10 protein-coding genes are annotated in these 17170 nt (G+C 65.6%); all 10 read right to left on the bottom strand.

Going from position 1 to position 17170, the window contains the following annotated elements; translation table 11 throughout:
* Positions 1 to 157: 157 nt before the first annotated feature.
* The 10 genes from BLV04_RS11280 to BLV04_RS11235 all read right to left on the bottom strand — a co-directional run bounded on the left by BLV04_RS11280 (position 158) and on the right by BLV04_RS11235 (position 17170).
* On the bottom strand, positions 158 to 4135 hold the full coding sequence (locus BLV04_RS11280; RefSeq protein WP_245731848.1) for an EAL domain-containing protein: 3978 nt from the start codon (positions 4133 to 4135) through the stop codon (positions 158 to 160).
* A gap of 178 nt (positions 4136 to 4313) precedes the next feature.
* The gene (locus BLV04_RS11275) at positions 4314 to 7046 is read right to left on the bottom strand and encodes a bifunctional diguanylate cyclase/phosphodiesterase (RefSeq protein WP_093031647.1); all 2733 of its coding nucleotides are present in this window, start codon (positions 7044 to 7046) and stop codon (positions 4314 to 4316) included.
* Entirely contained in the window at positions 7046 to 7327 is a 282-nt protein-coding gene (locus BLV04_RS11270; RefSeq protein ID WP_093031644.1) for a circadian clock KaiB family protein, read from the bottom strand. Before BLV04_RS11270 ends, BLV04_RS11275 begins: the two co-directional genes overlap by 1 nt.
* Positions 7324 to 9063 (bottom strand): circadian clock protein KaiC, encoded by a 1740-nt coding sequence (kaiC, locus tag BLV04_RS11265; protein ID WP_093031889.1) that lies wholly within the window; start codon positions 9061 to 9063, stop codon positions 7324 to 7326. Before kaiC ends, BLV04_RS11270 begins: the two co-directional genes overlap by 4 nt.
* Before the next feature lie 43 nt (positions 9064 to 9106).
* Entirely contained in the window at positions 9107 to 11494 is a 2388-nt protein-coding gene (locus BLV04_RS11260) for a putative bifunctional diguanylate cyclase/phosphodiesterase (RefSeq protein ID WP_093031641.1), read from the bottom strand.
* Positions 11491 to 12012 (bottom strand): hypothetical protein, encoded by a 522-nt coding sequence (locus tag BLV04_RS11255; RefSeq protein ID WP_093031638.1) that lies wholly within the window; start codon positions 12010 to 12012, stop codon positions 11491 to 11493. The genes BLV04_RS11260 and BLV04_RS11255 overlap by 4 nt, the downstream gene beginning before the upstream one ends.
* Positions 12013 to 12017: 5 nt before the next feature.
* Positions 12018 to 12566, bottom strand: a complete 549-nt coding sequence (locus tag BLV04_RS11250) for a chemotaxis protein CheW (protein ID WP_093031635.1) — start codon at positions 12564 to 12566, stop codon at positions 12018 to 12020.
* Positions 12556 to 14361, bottom strand: coding sequence for a diguanylate cyclase (locus BLV04_RS11245; RefSeq protein ID WP_093031632.1), 1806 nt, complete (start codon positions 14359 to 14361; stop codon positions 12556 to 12558). Before BLV04_RS11245 ends, BLV04_RS11250 begins: the two co-directional genes overlap by 11 nt.
* 10 nt (positions 14362 to 14371) lie before the next feature.
* A complete protein-coding gene (locus tag BLV04_RS11240; RefSeq protein ID WP_093031629.1) occupies positions 14372 to 14722 on the bottom strand; it encodes a response regulator in 351 nt (116 codons plus the stop codon).
* A gap of 147 nt (positions 14723 to 14869) precedes the next feature.
* Positions 14870 to 17170 (bottom strand): hybrid sensor histidine kinase/response regulator, encoded by a 2301-nt coding sequence (locus BLV04_RS11235; RefSeq protein WP_093031626.1) that lies wholly within the window; start codon positions 17168 to 17170, stop codon positions 14870 to 14872.

The following is a 17170-nucleotide window of genomic DNA, read 5'->3' as shown; positions in this document are numbered from 1 at the left end:
CGCCCTTCTGACCCCGTTGCCGTTGTGACCTCGAAGGGCGTATCGGCGCGGTCCGGACCGCGCGATGCGCCCTTTTTCAATCGATCGTCAACCATTCCACCGTGCGGGTGGATGACTGAGGCCGACATTTCGAAGGAGCCGCCGTAACCATCGCCGCTCAGTCGATCGGCTCGGCTCCCGGCTCGACGATCCCTCCTCGAAGCAGCGCCTCGATGCGATCGGCCGGTCCCGGTCGACAGAAGAGGTAGCCTTGCGCCTCCCGACAGCCGTGATTGATCAGGAAGGTATTCTGGGCTTCGGTCTCGACCCCTTCGGCGATGACTTGAAGACCGAGGTTTGCGCCCAGCCCGATGATGGCCTTGACGATCGTCTCGGCCTGAGACTCCCCGGGCCCTCCGCTGCCGATCTCGGCCAGGAAGGAGCGGTCGATCTTGATCGTTTGTACCGGCAATCGGTTCAAGTAGCTCAAGGAGGCGAAGCCGGTCCCGAAGTCATCGATTGCGAGTGTGAATCCGCGATCACGCAGCTCCGACAGGACCTCGACCGCTTGCTCGATCGAGCGCATGGCCGTGCTCTCCGTAACCTCGATCTCCAAGAGATCCGGATCGACCCCGACCTCGGCCGCGATGGTCGAGATCCGGCCCGCAAGTCCCTCCTGATAAAGCTCCGTGGCGCTGAGGTTGAACGCCACCGGCACCAACGCAACGCCGGCATTGCGCCAAGCAGCGATCTGCTCGCAGACGAGTCGTACGACGATGGGTCCGACGAGCAGAATCAATCCGCTCGACTCGGCGACCGGGATGAAGCGACCCGGCGGGATCAACCCGAGCTCCGGGTGATCCCACCGCACCAAGGCCTCCAAACCCAGAATCCGGCCGGTGACGATGTCGACGCGTGGCTGGTAATAAAGCAGCAGCTCATGACGCTCGATCGCGCGGCGCAGGGCCTGCTCGGTGCGAAACTGCTCCTGAAGATCATCGTTCAAGGCCGAGGTAAAGAACCGGTGCAGCCCGCGCCCTTCGATCTTGGCGCCGTGCAGTGCGGTATCGGCGTGACTGATCAATTCTTCGGCCGTGCTCGAATCGTCCGGATAGAGCGCGATGCCGATGCTGCAGCTCACCACGACGCCCTGCTCGCCGAGGATGATCGGCTGCGCCAACGCGTCGCGGATCCGATCGGCAAGCCTGGAGGCGTCCTCGGCACGCCGCAGCCCGGTGGCCAGGGCGATGAAGTTGTCGCCGCTGAAGCGGGCCAGGGTATCCTCGTCCCGCAAGAGCGGCTGCCAACGTTCAGCCACCGCGCGCAACAACTCATCGCCCGCCGGGTGACCGAGCGAGTCGTTCACCGACCTCAGATCGTCCAGGTCGATCGAGAGGAGCGCGAGAACCCTGTCGGCATGACTGGCCGCGATGAGGGCCTGCTCGACGCGCTCGCGCATCAATGTCCGATTGGGCAGGCCGGTGAGCGGATCGTAACGGGCCAGGTAACTCACCTGCTGCGAGAGTGCCTTGCGATCGCTGATATCCTCGGCAAGCTTCACGTAATGGGTGACCAGGCCCTGCTCGTTGCGCAACGGCGTGATGTGGGCGTACTCCCAATAGGTCTCGCCCGACTTCTTGCGAACCTGGAATTCTCCCGTCCAGACCTCGCCGCGCTGCAGCGCGCTCCAGATCTCCGAATTCTCGTCCGCGGTACGGGTAGCGGATCGCAGGGTATCGACCGATCGACCCAGGATCTCCTGCGGCCGATACCCGGTGCTCTCGCAGAAGCGTGCGTTGACGTACTCGATCGCCCCCGCGATGTCGGTGATCAGCACGATGCTCGGGCTTTGCTCGACTACGAGCGCAAGCCGCTCGATCTCGGCCTCGCGCGACTTGTGCTCGGTGATATCCAGGAGGCCGCCGTAGAGCCGACGCTGCGTCGGGTCGGCGTCTTCGGCGACGCACTCGGTCGTCGCGCGGAGCCAGCGAATCGCTCCGTCCTTGCGGCGCAGACGCAGCTCGCAATCGGCCCTTGCTCCCGGGGCTAGTCCTGCGACCTTGTCGTTGAAGATCCCGACATCCTCGTCGATCAGCAGCCGGCTCCAGCATCCCATCTCCCGCACCTCGGCCAAGGTGTAACGCGTCAGCGCTTCCACCGAGTCGGTCATCCAGTCGATCCGGAAGCCCTCGCCGGGACGCTCCACGCAGGAGTAAGCGACGTCGCTCATCATGTCCGTGACATGCCGATAGAGGTTCTCGCTGGCCGTGAGACGAACCTCGGACTCGGTCCTGAGCAAGGCCCCCGCGATCACCTCGCCGATCACCTGCAGCATCTGCACGGTGTCGTTGCTCCAGCTGCGCGGCCGAGTCATCGCATCGAGCCCGAGGGCGCCCCAAACGCGGCCGTGCCGGGTCATGGGGACGGTCACGATCGAGCGCACGCCCTGGCGCTCGAGCTCGGTGCGCTCGGCTGTGGCCTCCGCGGGAAGCGCGGAAACATCCGCAATCAACACGGGATCCCGTTCCGCCAGACGCTCGGCCCACCAACGGTAATGCTCGAGTGAAAGCGCTTGGCATTCGTCGATGACCGCCCGTATGTCTTCCGCGCACCATTCATGCGTCATATCCATGCGCTTATGGTCGTTGGAAAGTCGAAGCAGATAGCTGCGATCGGCCCCGAGCGAGCGGCCGATCCGCTCGAGCGACCAGTCAATGGTCTGCTCGAGTGTATCGCCCGTGACATCGATCAGCCGCGACGAGATCCGGGCGACCAGCGCCTGCAGGTCCAATTGGCGTTTCAGGCCTCGTTCTGCCTGTTCGCGCTCGGTGACATCGGTCACGATCCCATGAAAGTAGAGGAGTCGGCCGTCCGGGCCAAACACGCCGCGCGTCTCCTCGTCCACCCAGTGTTCCGAGCCGTCCGCCCAACAGACCCGATAGGTCTGACGGAAGACGTCGCGCTTCTCTTGAATAAAGGTTTCGAAGGCGGCGACCACGCGGACGCAGTCCTGCGGATGCACCACATCGAGGTAGCTCAAGCGCCGCGAGAGGAGCTGTTCGAGGGCATAGCCCCAACGCCGAACGTTCGGCGAGGCATAGATGACCGGCCAACCCGGCTCGGGCGCCCAATGAAACGCGATCGTGGAGCTCGCATCGATGACCTCGGAGGCCATGCCGAGTGCCGTTTCGAGCCTGACCTTTTCGGTCACGTCCAGATTCGAGCCACGGTGTCCGAGCGGGCGTCCGCCGTCGCCGGTGACCGGAACGCACAGATGCTCGATCCAGCGCAATTCGCCCGTGCGGGTGTAGAGGCGAAAACGCATCGGCTTGAATCGATGGGTTGCGTGTGCGCCGTGGAGATGCATGAGGTATCCGTCACGGTCATCCGGATGGATGATCCGCGACAAGAGCTCCGGATCCTTCAGGAAGGCGGCCGCCGGATAGCCGGTGATCCGCGCGCAGGCCGGGGAGACATAACGGAAGCGTCCGTCCTCGCCCATCCAGTAGGCCCAGTCCGGCGCGAAGTCGGCGACGACGTGATAGCGCTCTTCCTGGATGCGCAGGCGGCGGTTGGCGGCGACCAGGTCCTCGCGCTGCGCGACCTGCTCGGTCTGGTCCACGAGGTTGCAGACGATCTCCGCCTCGTCTCCGTCGATTTCCGGGAGACGGATCAGACGCAGATCGGCGGTGACGATGCTGTTGCCCTGACCCCGCAGACGAACCTCCCTGCAATCCGCACGGCCGGCTCTGCGTGAATCGAGCAACGCATTTTCGAGGACTCTCGTCTGTCCCTCGACGGCGAGATGGATGAAGAGTCGACAATCGAACGGCAGCAGCCGCTGCGCCGCCGCGTTGCCTTCCTTGAGGTGGCCTTGTGCGTTGATGAGCAAGACCGGAAAGGGCAGCTCGCGATAGAGTCGGGTGAAGCGCGCGAGTGCACGCTCGGTAATGTGCCGGCTGTCGTTCAGGGCCTGTTGCTGGATGTACAGCTCGGCATGGTAGATATGCAGCTCTTCGAGGAGCCTCTCGAGATCGAGATTACCCTGCTCGAAGGCATCCATGGTCTCGTCGAAGGTATGGTCGCGCAGGATCCGGCGCGCTCGCTCGCGCAGATCCGTCATCTCGGCGAAGCCCAATTGATGTGTTGTCGTCACGTCGTCACGCCTCGCCGAGGCCCCGTGGCCTTCGGAACAGGATGGTGCGGCTCATCGCCCGCCCTTGGACGGTCGACCTCCGCTATCGGCCCGCCGGTCCGCGCCGGCTTGGGTTTCGCAATGATAGGCCCATAGTGACCGATTCATGAACTGCCCGAGATGTTCCGGATGGGTCGAGTCACGACAAGAGCCGAACGACCGCCTCCGGCGGCACCGGCGGACTGAACAGATAGCCTTGCGCACGGCGGCAGCCGACCCCGAGCAGAAACCGCCGCTGTGCCTCCGTCTCGACCCCTTCGGCCAGGACCTCGAACCCCAGGCTGTGGCCGAGCGTGGTGATGGCGGTGACGATGGCGGCGCTGGCGGGGTCGTCGGGAAGCCCGCCGATGAAGCTCCGGTCGATCTTGAGTGTATCGAACGGCAATCCCTTGAGATAGGCGAGCGACGAATAGCCGGTGCCGAAATCGTCCATCGCCAGGGCGATCCCCAGCCGCTTGAGATCACCGAGTAGCCGTTGCGCGTCCTCGCGTAGATCCATGACGAAGGTCTCGGTGAGCTCGAGCTCCAGACGCTCGGCGCCCAGTCCGGTTTCGTCGAGGATGGATTCGAGCGTCCGTGCGAAATCACTGCGCTGGATCTGAACCCCCGAGACGTTCACCGCGATACGCCCGAAGGGAATCCCCGCAGTCTCCCATTCGCGGGCCTGGATGCAGGCGCTTCGCAACACCCAGGCGCCGAGCGGAATGATGAGTCCGGTCTCCTCGGCCAACCGTATGAAGCTGTCCGGCAACACCATGCCGCGCTCGGGATGCTGCCAGCGCACCAAAACCTCGAGCCCGTTCACCCGACAGCTTTCGGTGTCGACCAGCGGCTGGTAGTGCAGGCGCAGCTCGTCGCGCTCGATCGCGCGGTTCAGCTCCGAGGTCAAGGTCACCCGCTCGCGCGCATAGTCGGTCAGGCTGCGCGCATAGTGGCGGTACGTATTGCCGCCGGCCTCGCGGGCTTGGTAAAGGGCGGCGTCGCCGTTCTGCATGAGCTCGGAGACGTCGCTCCCGTCCTCGGGATAGATGGCGATCCCGATGCTTGCGCTCATGAAGAGCTCCGTGGCCTCGACCGTGAAGGGTTTCTTCAGGCTCTCGCGGATGCGCTCGGCCATCAGCGCGGCACGGGTGTCGATGTCCTCGTCGCCCTCGATCAGCACGGCGAGCTCGTCGCCGCTCAGGCGTGCCACGGTTTCGTCGATACGCACCAGCTCGGTCAGACGCTTGGCGACTTCCCGCAGCGCAAGGTCGCCGACCGCGTGTCCGAGGCTGTCGTTGATGTGCCGGAAGCCGTCGATGTCGACCAGGAGCATACCGACGCGGGCTCGGCTCGTGCTCGCGCGCAGCAGGGCCTGCTCCAGGCGGGTGCGGAACAGCAGCCGGTTGGGGAGATCGGTGAGCGGGTCGCGGTGGGCCAGGCGCTCGATCTGTGCCTCGGAGCGTTTGACGTCGCTCAGATCCGAGAAGACGCCGACATAGTGCGTCGTCTGGCCCAGCGCCGAGCGCACCGCGTTGATATTGACCCATTGCGGATAGATCTCGCCGTCCTTGCGGCGGTTCCAGATCTCTCCGCGCCAGTGACCCAGGTCCAACAGGCCCCGCCACATCTCCTCGTAGAATCGCGGATCATGCTTTCCGGATTTGAGCAGGCTCGGGTTACGACCCAGGACCTCCTCGGGGCCGTAACCGTTGATCTCGGTGAAGGCCGGATTGACCGCGATGATCGCCGGGGTCGTATCCGTGATGATGATGCCCTCGCTGGTGTTCTCGAAGACGGCCGCCGAGAGGCGCAGGCGCTCTTCGGCGGTCTTGCGCTCGGTGATGTCCTGAAAGGCACCTTGCACGTGGGTGATGTGGCCCGAGATATCGCGTACCGCGGCGCCGATCGTCCGCACCCAGACCCGCCGGCCTGTCGCCGTGATGATCTGCAGCTCCTCGTCGTAGCCGATACCCTCGCGTGCGCAGGCGGTGAAGACGCGTGTGATGCGCTCGCGCCATTCGGGGGCATAGTAAGAAATGCCGTCCTCGACGCGCACCACCGTGCCGGGCGGCTCCTCGTGGATTCGGCAGACCTCGTCCGACCAGGTCGCCCGGTTGGCGATGAGGTCGACATTCCATCCGCCGATTCGCGCGAGGTTCGCGGCCATCTGAATGAGCCGCTCGCGATCATGCAGTCTGGCCTCCGCGAGCTTGTCGTCTGTGACGTCCTGGACGGTGCCGTGAAAGCGGCGCGGACGATCCGGATGGTCGGGCTCGGCCCGGGCTACCTGTCGGACCCAGCGCAGCGTGCCGTCCGGAAGGACGATACGGTGCTCCTCGTCGAGCCTCCCCGTGAGATGCGCCTCTTGCTCGTTCTCCAAGACCAGCGCCCGGTCCTCGGGGTGCACGCGTGCGTAAAAGGCGTCGTAGCTCGGCGCAGCGTCGCTCGGCTCCATGCCGAAGATCCGGTAGACCATGTCCGACCACCAGATCGCGCCGCTCTCGGGTTGCCATTCCCAATAGCCGAGGCGGGCGATCCGCTGAGCCTCTTCCAGCCGCGTTTGATGGGTCAAGATGGCGCGCTCGGCCACCTTGCGCTCGGTGACGTCGCGCAGATAGACCACGGCCACCTGATGCCCGTCCATGATCATGTCCACGCTGCGCATGTCCGCCGAGATCACGCTTCCCGCACGCGGGATCTCGATCTCGGTCGGCTCGTCCGGGATCACGACGAAGCCGAAATCCGCACCCACGAGCGCCTCGGTCGAGCGGCCGAAGAGCGACGCGGCAGCGGCATTCGCATAGCGGATCATGCCGTGCCGGTCCAGCATCAGGATGGCGTCCGATGCCAGGGCGACGATCCGCTCGAAGTCGACGCGGCCGGTGCCCATCAGTCGACCCTGAGGTCGAGACCGATCAAGACCTTCTCGCGCTCGGACAGATCGCCGACGACCCGTCGAATCGGCGGGGGCAGCTGCTTGATGACCACGGGGGTGGCGAGGATGCGCTCGTCCTCGGCGAGCTGCGGACGTTCGAGGATGTCGATCACCTCGATCTGGATCACCAGATCCGCCGTGGCGACCTCGACGGCGAGCTGCTCCAGATTGTGCACGGCCCGATCGGCAGCGGGCGTCCGACCGGCGATATAGAGTCTCAACAGATGTTTCGTCATGCGCGTCCTCGTCCGATTGCGGCACGGGTGCGCTCGATGGCTGCCAGGCGGCGCTCGATTTGGGCGACCTGACGGTCGAGATCGGCGGTCTTGACCTCGTGCTCGGCCCGCGCCAGGCGCTCATTGGCGGCCTGGATCTCGCTCAGCTCGGCGCGCAATTGGTGCGCGCGCTCGAGCTCGATGTGCAACTGGTCGATCGTCTCTTCGTCCTCGGCCTGACGCGCCATCCGCGCGGTTCCGTAGACGATGCCGCTTTCGCCGAGATAGGGATCGACGATGCGCAGTCCCTCCGTGCTCATCCTGAACTCCTTGACCTGGTCGGAGGTCGGCAGGCCGCGGGCCTTCACGACCGTGATCAGCCGATTCATCTCGCCGTCGTTCTCGTGGCGACGCAGCTTGATCCAGACGTCGATAATGGAGGAGACATCCAGATGACTGACGCCCGCGCTGTCGTCGCCGAGCAGCTCGGTGGCGACCGTGGTGACGCCCTCCTCCTTGATCAGGTAGAGCAGGCGCAGCAGCATCTCCTTGGCGACCGGGTCGCGGCTGCGACCGGCCAAACCGCTGACCGGATCCAAGATGACGAGCGCCGGGCGATGTTGGCGCACCGAGCGGATGACCCGCATCAGATGCTCTTCGAGACCCAGCTCCACCGCGCGAACCGGCTGCAGCAGCAGGGCGCCGAGACCGTCGACGCTGCGGCCGTCCGTGCGGTGATAACGGTCGAGATCGATGCCGATGCTGCGCTGGTTGCGGATCAGCTCGTCGAGGCTCTCCTCGAAGCTGATGTAGAGGACCGAGAGCCCGGCCTCGCAGGCGGCGCGCGCAAAGCTGCAGGCGATACTGGTCTTGCCGGTGCCGGCCTGTCCGGACAGGAGCGTAATCGAACCCCGGTAGGGGCCTTGGCCGCCCAGCATGGCGTCCAGACCGGAGATGCCGGTCGAGAGACGCGCGTCGGACACCTTGGCGCTGAGGACGGAGCCGGTCACCGGGACCAGGAAGATCCCGCCGCGGTCGAGCAGGAAGGGATTCTCGTTGGAGCCGTGCGCCGCGCCTCGGCGTTTGACCACGCGCAGCACGCGTGTCATCACGCGGTTGCTGACCTCTTGGGTCAAGGCGATCACGCAATCGGCGATATAGTCCTCGAGTCCGTAGCGGGTGCTGAAATCGGCATATTCGCCGACCGTGATGAGACAGGTCACGGCGCGATCGCGGATCCAGTCGAAGACGTGCGTGAGCTCGCCGCGCAGGCTGGGCAGATCCGCGTAACCCGTTTCCATGCCGTCGACGGCGTCCAGCACGAGACGTGTTGCGCCCAGACTGTCCAGCGCAAAGCCGATGCGCGCGAGGATGGCCGTGAGCTCGATGGTCTCGCCGACCTGAACCTCGTTGCGATCCGGACGCATGTCCAGGATACGCAGACGCCCTTCGGCCAGATAACGCCGGGCGGGAAACCCGAAGCCCTCGGCATGACCGAGCAGTGCCTCGGGGGCCTCGTCGAAGGTGACGAAGACCGCGGTCTCGCCCGCCGCGATCCCATGGCAGAGAAAGGTCAGCGCGATGACGGTCTTGCCGGTGCCGGCGGCGCCGCGCAGGAGTGTAGGACGCCCGGCCGGGAGACCGCCCTGAAGGACGAAATCGAGCCCTTCGATGCCGGTGGCGATCGGTTGCTTGTTGGTGGACTCTTCGGCCGCGTCGGCTGCCGGGATGACGGCGTTGTCCGAAGCTGTGGTCATGGTGACCTGCATTTCTTTTCTCGTAGCGCTATTTCGAATAGGATCAGGAGCCTGGTTCGGGCTCGGGGGCCTCTGCCGTCCGATCGGCCGACAGGTGCATCCCTCCCTCCATCACGGACCAACTCTCCAGGAAGGCTGCTGCAGCCAAGGGTCGACCATACAGGTAACCCTGCCCTTCGTCGCAGAATTCGTCACGCAGAAAATCATGCTGCGTGCGGGTCTCGATGCCCTCGGCGATGACCCCGAGTCCGAGGCTGCGCCCCAAGGCGATCACGGCACGGGCGATCGCCTCGTCGTCGCGGTCTTTGCCGAGCCGCTCGACGAAGGACCTGTCCATCTTCAGTCGATTCAGCGGAAGCCGCTTCAAGTGGGCCAGGGATGAATGTCCCGTGCCGAAGTCGTCCAGCGCCAGGATCACGCCGAGTGCACGCAAGGCATCGAGTGTGGTCACGGCGAGATCCAGGCGGCGCATGATCATCGACTCGGTGACCTCGAGCTCCAGACGATCCGGCGTCAGTCCGGTGCGCTCGAGCGTGCGGCGGACCCGGTTCACCAGGTCGGTGCGCTCGATCTCGCGCATCGGCAGATTCACGGCGAGACGCGGTATCCGGAAGCCGGCCCGGTCCCAAAGGATCAGCTGACGGCAGGCCTGCTCGAGCACCCAGGCGGTCAGCTCGCCGATCAGGCCGCTGTCCTCGGCCACCGGGATGAATTGATCGGGCGCGACCAGTCCCAGACGTGGGTGCTGCCAGCGGCAGAGCGCCTCCACGCCGCGCAGGCTGCAATCGCTCAAGGCGACTTGCGGCTGATAGTGGAGCAGCATCTCGTCGCGCGCCAAGGCGCCGCGCAGCTCATGCTCCATGCGCAGACGCTCCGCGGCGCCCGCCGACATGGCGGGCTCGTAGAAATTAAAACCGTTGCGGCCGTTTTCCTTGGCCCGATACATGGCGATATCGGCATGGCGTAGGAGGGTGTCCATGTCCGCGCCGTCCTCGGGATAGATGCTGATGCCGATACTGGCGGTGACGTAGAGCTCGCGTGTCTCGGTCGCGAATGGCTGATCCAGCATGCCGAGGAGTCGCCGGGCGAATTTGCCCGCGAAGCGCGGATTGCCGACATCGTCCATGATGACCACGAACTCGTCTCCGCCGAGACGCGCGATGGTGTCGGAGGAGCGCACCTGCTTGGCAAGCGCCGCGGCGACCCGTTCGAGCAGCTGGTCTCCGACCGAGTGTCCGAGACTGTCGTTGACGTATTTGAAGCGGTCCAGATCCAGAAACAGCAGGGCGACATGCGCGCCGCTGCGCGCCGCGCGTTGCAGACACAGCTCGAGTCGCGCGCGAAAGAGGCTTCGGTTGGCCAGGCCCGTCAAAGGGTCGTGATGGGCGAGGAACTCCAGTTGCTCTTCGGAGCGTTTGAGGTGGCTGATGTCCTGGATCGTTCCTTGGAGCTTGGTCACGCGATCACCCTCGCTGACGGGTTGACAGGTCGTCTGGACCCAGATCGCGCGGTCCTTGGCGGTGGTCATGCGCAGTTGCAGGTCATAGGGCTCGGCACGAGCAATCGCCCGGTCGATGCGATGCTCGAGCAACTGGCGATCCTCGGGATCGAAGAAGGCCAACGCCTTGGTCAGGGGCGGATCATCCGACGGGGATAGGTCGTGGATGCGATAGGTCATGTCGGTCCAGCGCACTTGGCCGGTCGACACGTCCATCTCCCAGCCGCCGACCTTTGCGATCCTTCCGGTGGCGTCGAGAAAGCGTTCGCTGCGGCGCAGTTGCTCGGTTGCCTCCGCGAGTGCGCGACTTTGGCGCACGGACTCGGTGCGATCCACGACGGCGCAGATCGTCCTGGGCTCGTCGTCGAGGGTGCAGGGGAGCTTGGCGAGATGCAGATCGCCGACGAAGCGATCACCTTCCAGTGTCAGAAAACCGAGCTCGGCGAGCTCGCGAGGTTGATCACCGTCTAGGTTCGACCAGGCGTGGATCACCTCGCCGCGGTCGGTATCCGCGATGAGACGGGCGAAGAAGTGCTGGTGTCCGACTCGATCGCGAAGGCCGAAAAGAGTCCGTGCCCCTTGGTTTGCCTCCTTGATCAGCCCCTGTCGATCGATGACCAACCCGGCCAAGGGCAGATTGTTGAAGAAGGCCGAGAAGCGTGCGGCCGCGTCTTGGGCCTGCTGTTGGCTGCGCTGTAGCTCCTCGTTCTGGATCTCCAGCTCCGCCTGATAGACGCGCAGGTTCTCGACCAACTTGGCCAGTTGAAGCTCTTGGCCGTCGATGCCGGCCAGGATCTCGTCGGCGAGATCGAAGCGCCCGCTTTCGAGGGCTTCGGCAGCCCGCAGGCGCAAGCCATCGACAGTCTCCTGTCCGCTCGGGTGCAGGCCGTCCCGGTTCGGTTTTTCCGGGTTGCTGTTGGGATTGCGCGTCATGATTCCTGTCGTCGTTGGCCGATCATCCATGCCGGCGCCGCCTTGCAGGAGCCGGGGGGCGTGAAGGCATCTTCCGGGAGCCGACGGGGGTCGAGCAGGATGGCGAAGTCTTCCGCGTTCGGCGCCGAGAGTGCGACGAGCCCGCGCACGCAGGGCAGCGCGGACAGCGCCTCCACGAGTGCGGGCAGTGGATGGATCGCGTCGATCGGCACGCGCCGCAGCGAGACCGGCTCCTCGATGCGCATCCCCGAGTCCTGCGCCCCGTCGCGCAAGGTGTGCCTGAACCGGACCAGACGCTCGCGTGATCCGTGCGTGCGGGCCGACACGGGGCAGGACGGGCGCGCGAGCCCGAGGAGATCGGCCAATGCGGGTGCCTGTGTTTCCGGGGTATCGGCGGGATCCGCGATGCTTCGGATGAGCTTGGAGACAACGGCGAATCTCAGCGCGCCGACGCCGAAGACCACCAAGTCGATCCCGCCGTCGCCGCCCTCTCCGCGCGTCTCGTGTGTCCGTTCCATCCGCGTCACCGTTGCTCGGGCAAGAGGCTCTGAAATACCCGATCCATATCGAGCAGGATCACGACCTGTCCCTCATGCTCGAATACCCCGGTTGCGAGCCCGCGCAGAGGCTCGGGCAAGCTGTCCGGCGGAGCCTGGATGGACTCCTCGACGACGTCCAGGACATCGACCACCCGATCGACCCGCAACCCGCTGTGCACGCGGGTGCCCCGGGCGAGCAGAATGGCGGAGCGACGGGCGGACGGAACATGTGTCATGCCGAGCAGATCGCCGAGGCGGACCACCGAGGCGATATCGCCGCGGACATTGATGACGCCCTCCAGCGCCGGCGGACAGCCCGGGACGAAATGGATGGTCGCGAGGGGGAGGATCTCCACCAGCACGCGCGACGGGAAGGCAAGCAACGCCTCGCCGACGACGAAGATCACGAGCTTAACCTTGGCGGTCTCGACCTCGACGATGCGAGCGTCGGCTTCGCGCCGCCGATCCAGGAGCATGTCCAGCTCGTCGCGGTCGGATGGCATGGCCTGCGATTCGGTTCGTTCAAGATCCATCGGATGTCCCCGTCGATTCGGACGAAGGCTCTGGCAAGGCGTCTTGCCCCGCCGCGATCTCGACCCGGTTGCGACCGCCCTTCTTGGCCCGGTAGAGCGCCCGGTCGGCGGCCTCGGTCATGGCCTCCGGGCTGTCGAAGGTCGGAAAGTCCGACACCCCGACGCTGAAGGTGCAGCGGAACTCCTGTCCGTCCGAGAAGAAGGTGACGTTGGAGAAGCTGGTGCGCAGGGCATCGAGGATGCACTTGGCCTGCCTCACACCCACCCCGTTTAGGACCACCGCGAACTCTTCCCCGCCGTAACGCCCGACTAGATCGTCCTCGCGCAGGCGCAGGCGAAGTGTGCGACTCAGCGCCATCAGGACCTGATCTCCGGTCGGATGACCGTAGGTGTCGTTGACCGATTTGAAGTGATCGACGTCGATCATGGCGAAGCACAGGGATGTTCCGGCCCGGCGTGCGTTTGCCACGGCGACCTCGAGAAACTGCATGATGGCGTTGTGGTTGAAGAGTCCGGTCAGGCCGTCGCGAACCATCAGGGAGTGCAGGATGCGCATCCGCTCGGCCCGCAGACTCACCTCGGCGATCAGCCGGTCCGGCTCGATCGGTTTGGTCAGAAAGCCGTCGGCGCCGACCGCGAGCGCCTTGTGCTGGCGCTCCACGTCCGTCTCGGAGGAGACATAGATGATCGGCAGGCTCACATGCCCCGGAATCTGGCGCAGGATCCGCGACAGCTCCGGCCCCGAGCAGTCCGGCATATACATGTCCATCAACACCAGATCGGCATCGAAGGTGTCGAGCAGACTCAGCACCTGCTCCGGATCGCTCACCGCCTCGGCGACCATTCCGGCTTCTTCAAGGACCGTCGCATGGAACTGGGCCAGCTCGCGGTCGTCGTCCACCACCAGGACGTTGATGGGTTCGGGCGGATGCGGGTTGGTGAGCCGATCGAGGAATTCCAGCAGCTCGACCGTCTTGATCGGCTTGGTGCAATAGGCGCTGCCGCCGGCACGTACGGCCTGGAGGCGCCCGCCGAAGTCGTCGCGACAGGAGATGAAGATGCAGGGGATCGCCTCCTCCTCTCCGGCCCTAAGCTCGGCCAGCATCTTCGGCCCGGCGTTCTCGTCCTCCGGAAAGACGACGTCGAGGATCATCGCCGACGGGCGTTTGATGCCGACCGCCTCGCGCAGGTCGGCGAGGTTCGTGAAGGCACGCACGCGGTAGCCGAAACAGCCGAGCTGACCGGCCAGTTGCGCGGCAAGATCCGGGTCGTCGTCGCAGAGATAGACCATCCGCTGGCTGCGATCCGCGGGTTGCCCGAGACGGGCGTCGGGCGCCGTGTCGGGCGCTTGTCCGGATGCCGGTTCGGGCTCCGGCTCGGGAAGCTCGAATCCAGGTGTCACCTCCAAGTCCACCTGCACCGCGGCGGCGAGCGCCAAGGCATCCAGATCGCTCATCAAGGGCTCGAGCTCGCCGGGCAGCGCGGCCTCGATCCGCCCGCCCGAGTCCATAGCACGGCGCACGGCTTGCTCGGCGCTTTTGGCGGCATCGCTGATCTGTCGGAAACCGAAGGTCGCGCCCGATCCCTTCAGGGTGTGGAAAAGGATGTAGAGCGCGTCGAGATGCGCGTGATCGATCTCGCCCGCGCGCAGCTCGGCGACGGCACGGCGCGCATCGGCTAGGCGTCCGGGCAGCTGAGAGAGAAAGGACGCGCGTAGACGCGCCTTGCGGATCTGAAAGGATTCGGCCTTGTTCGGCGCTGCGGGCATGGGGGCGTTTCCCCGTTCGGCGGCCATGGGTTCCTCGTTAGAGCTCGGCGACGGCCGCCGCCAAGGTGGCCTCGAGCGACGCATCCTTCGTCAGACAGGCGGCAAGACCGGATACCTGCGCGCGCAACGGCTCCGGGTCGTCGCCGGTGAGGAGGACGAAGGGTGTGGCCATGCCCCGATCGCGCATCTCCCGGAACAGGTCCAAACCGCTCAACAGCGGCATGTGCATGTCGGAGATGACCAGGTCGAATTCGCTGCCGTCCTCGCCGAGGGACTCGAGTGCCTCCACGCCGCTCTCCATGAGCTTACAGTCGTGCCCCTCCGCATCCAGGATGGCCTCGGCCATCGCTCCGGCGAAAGGGTCGTCGTCGACGATCAAGATACGCATGACAAATCGTCCATAGTAACGTGTCGGAAATAAGTCGAGCACCGAATCTAATCGTTGTCGTAATCGACAACGACAGCCGTGGCGAAGGAGTTCTCTCGTCGAGTTGTTTCAATCATTTTTGAACCGTTCCTCATAAGCTGTGTGTGATCAGCCGAGCAGATTCCGTAAGGTCTCGACTAGATTCGATTGGTCGAAGTCGCCCTTGACGATATAGGCGTCGGCGCCGACCTGGATGCCCCGCTGTTTGTCCTCGCGGGTTTGACGCGAGGTGACGATGATGATGGGCGTGGAGCGGTATTTGTCGTTCTCGCGCAGCTTGGCGGTGAGCGAGAAGCCGTCCAGACCGGGCATCTCTACATCGGTGAGGACCGCGTCGAAGCGTCCGCCCACGGCCTTCTGCCAACCGTCGAGACCGTCTTCGGCCAGGGTGACGCGGTAGCCGGACGCCTCCAGGACCTCTTTTTCGATCTCGCGCGTATTCAGCGAGTCGTCCACCACCAGGATGTGCTGGCCCTGTTGTCCCTCGTGTCGGGGCGCCGAATCCTTCGCCGCGGCTTTGATCGCCTCGCCGCGGATGCGTCGTGCCGCGTCCAGCAGGGCAGGGGCCTGGAGCAGGCTCACCAAGGCGTTGGTGCCGGTGACGACCACGCCGCCGACCAGACCGCCGAAGGCGCCCCGGCCGCGCATGTGCTCGGGCAGCGGTTTGAGGACCATGTCGCGCTCGTCGACCAGCTGATCCACCACCAGCCCGAGTTTGGCTTGTCGCACCCCGATGATGACGACCAGGAGCGCCTCCTCGTCGAGTCCGTGACGCCGTCGCGCGGATGACTCGGCCGACGCGGGCAGGCCCAGGAGATCGGCCAGGGGGATCAGAGGGACCAGCTCGTTGCGGAGCACGACGGCCGGGCGTCCGGCGACCTGAATCGTTTCGGACCGGGAGGTGCGGATCAGCTCGGAGACGTGCGGCGCGGTGATCCCGAAGCAGTGTCCGGCCGCTTCGAGCAGCAGGATGCGCATCACCGCCAGCGAGAGCGGGAGCTTGAGCGTCAGGGTGGTTCCGGCGCCCGCGCGAGAGTTGATCGAGACCGAGCCCTGGAGGTCGTCGGTGATGGCGCGCTTGACCACATCCATACCGACACCGCGACCCGAGACCTCGGTGATGATGGCGCTGGTGCTGAATCCGGGTTGGAAGATGAGATCGGCGACCTGCTCGTCGGTGATCTCTTGGCCGGCACCCGTTTCGATCAGGCCCTTCTGGACGGCCTTCTCGAGGATCCGCGCGCGGTCGAGTCCGCGGCCGTCGTCGCCGATGGCGATCAGCACGGCGCCGCCCTCCTGGCGTGCCGAGAGACGGATCTCCCCGAGCGCCGGCTTGCCCGCCGCCAGACGCTCCTCGGTCGACTCGATGCCGTGGTCGATGGCGTTGCGCACCAGATGGACCAGCGCATCGCCGAGGTGGTCGATGATCTGACGGTCGAGCTCGATCTCGCTGCCGCTCGTCTCGCACCGAATCTCCTTGCCGAGCGAGCGCCCGAGCTCGCGCGCAACCCGGGCGATCGGATCCATGACCGTGCCCAGAGGCAGCATCCGCATGCCGAGTGCGCGATCGTTGAGCTCGCCGATGAGTCGCTCCTGATCGAGCGTCAGGTCGCGCAGATCGAGGGTGAATCTGTGCAGCGCGCGGGCAAGCTCGGCCGACTCGGACGCCGTTTCGCCGACGGTGCGGACGGCGAGCGTCCGGGCCGCGGCATCGAGCAGGCGCGCCTCGCCCAGGACGTGACGCAGACGCGCCTGGTTGGAGACCATCTCGCCCATCAGCTTGACCAGGGTGTCGAGCTTGTCCATACGCACGCGCACGCTCTCGGGTGCGCGGATGCTTGTCGCGGTCTCGGTGCCTGTCGGTTGCGGGGGCTTCGGCGTCGTGTCCGCCGCGGATGAGGGCGCGGGTAAGGGCTGCGTCGGGGTTTCCGACGGGGTGTCGACAGGGGTCGAGCGCGTATCAGCTGCGGCCGAAGGGTTGGGAACGGGCGTCGGGACCGGCTCCGACCAATCACCCGCGGCGGCTCGGGTGAGCCGCTCGCAGAGGGCTTGGTCCGGCGGCCCGGAGGCCGCGCCCGCGCCGTTGGCGGCGACCTCTTCGATCATTGCGCCGATCGCATCGACACCCCGCATCAGCAGTGCGGCGAGCGCCGGATCGGGCTGGATCTTGCCTTCGCGCAAGACGCCGAGCACGTCTTCGAGATGGTGTGCGGTCTCGGCGATGCTCGCGAGCTTGAGCATGCGCGAGGATCCCTTGATGGTGTGGGCGGAGCGGAACAGGGTGTCGATCCCGTCTCGGCCGCCGTCGTCCGTCGTCCCGAGTCGGGCGACTCCGGTCTCCAGCCGGGCGATATGCTCGCGCGCCTCGTCGACGAAACGGCCGATGAATTTGGTGATGTCGAGTGACAT

Source organism: Thiocapsa roseopersicina (genome assembly GCF_900106925.1).
In the GTDB taxonomy this organism is placed as follows: domain Bacteria; phylum Pseudomonadota; class Gammaproteobacteria; order Chromatiales; family Chromatiaceae; genus Thiocapsa; species Thiocapsa roseopersicina.
The sequence above is the reverse complement of the archived record's forward strand: the minus strand, read 5'-3'. Positions and strand labels throughout refer to the sequence as shown.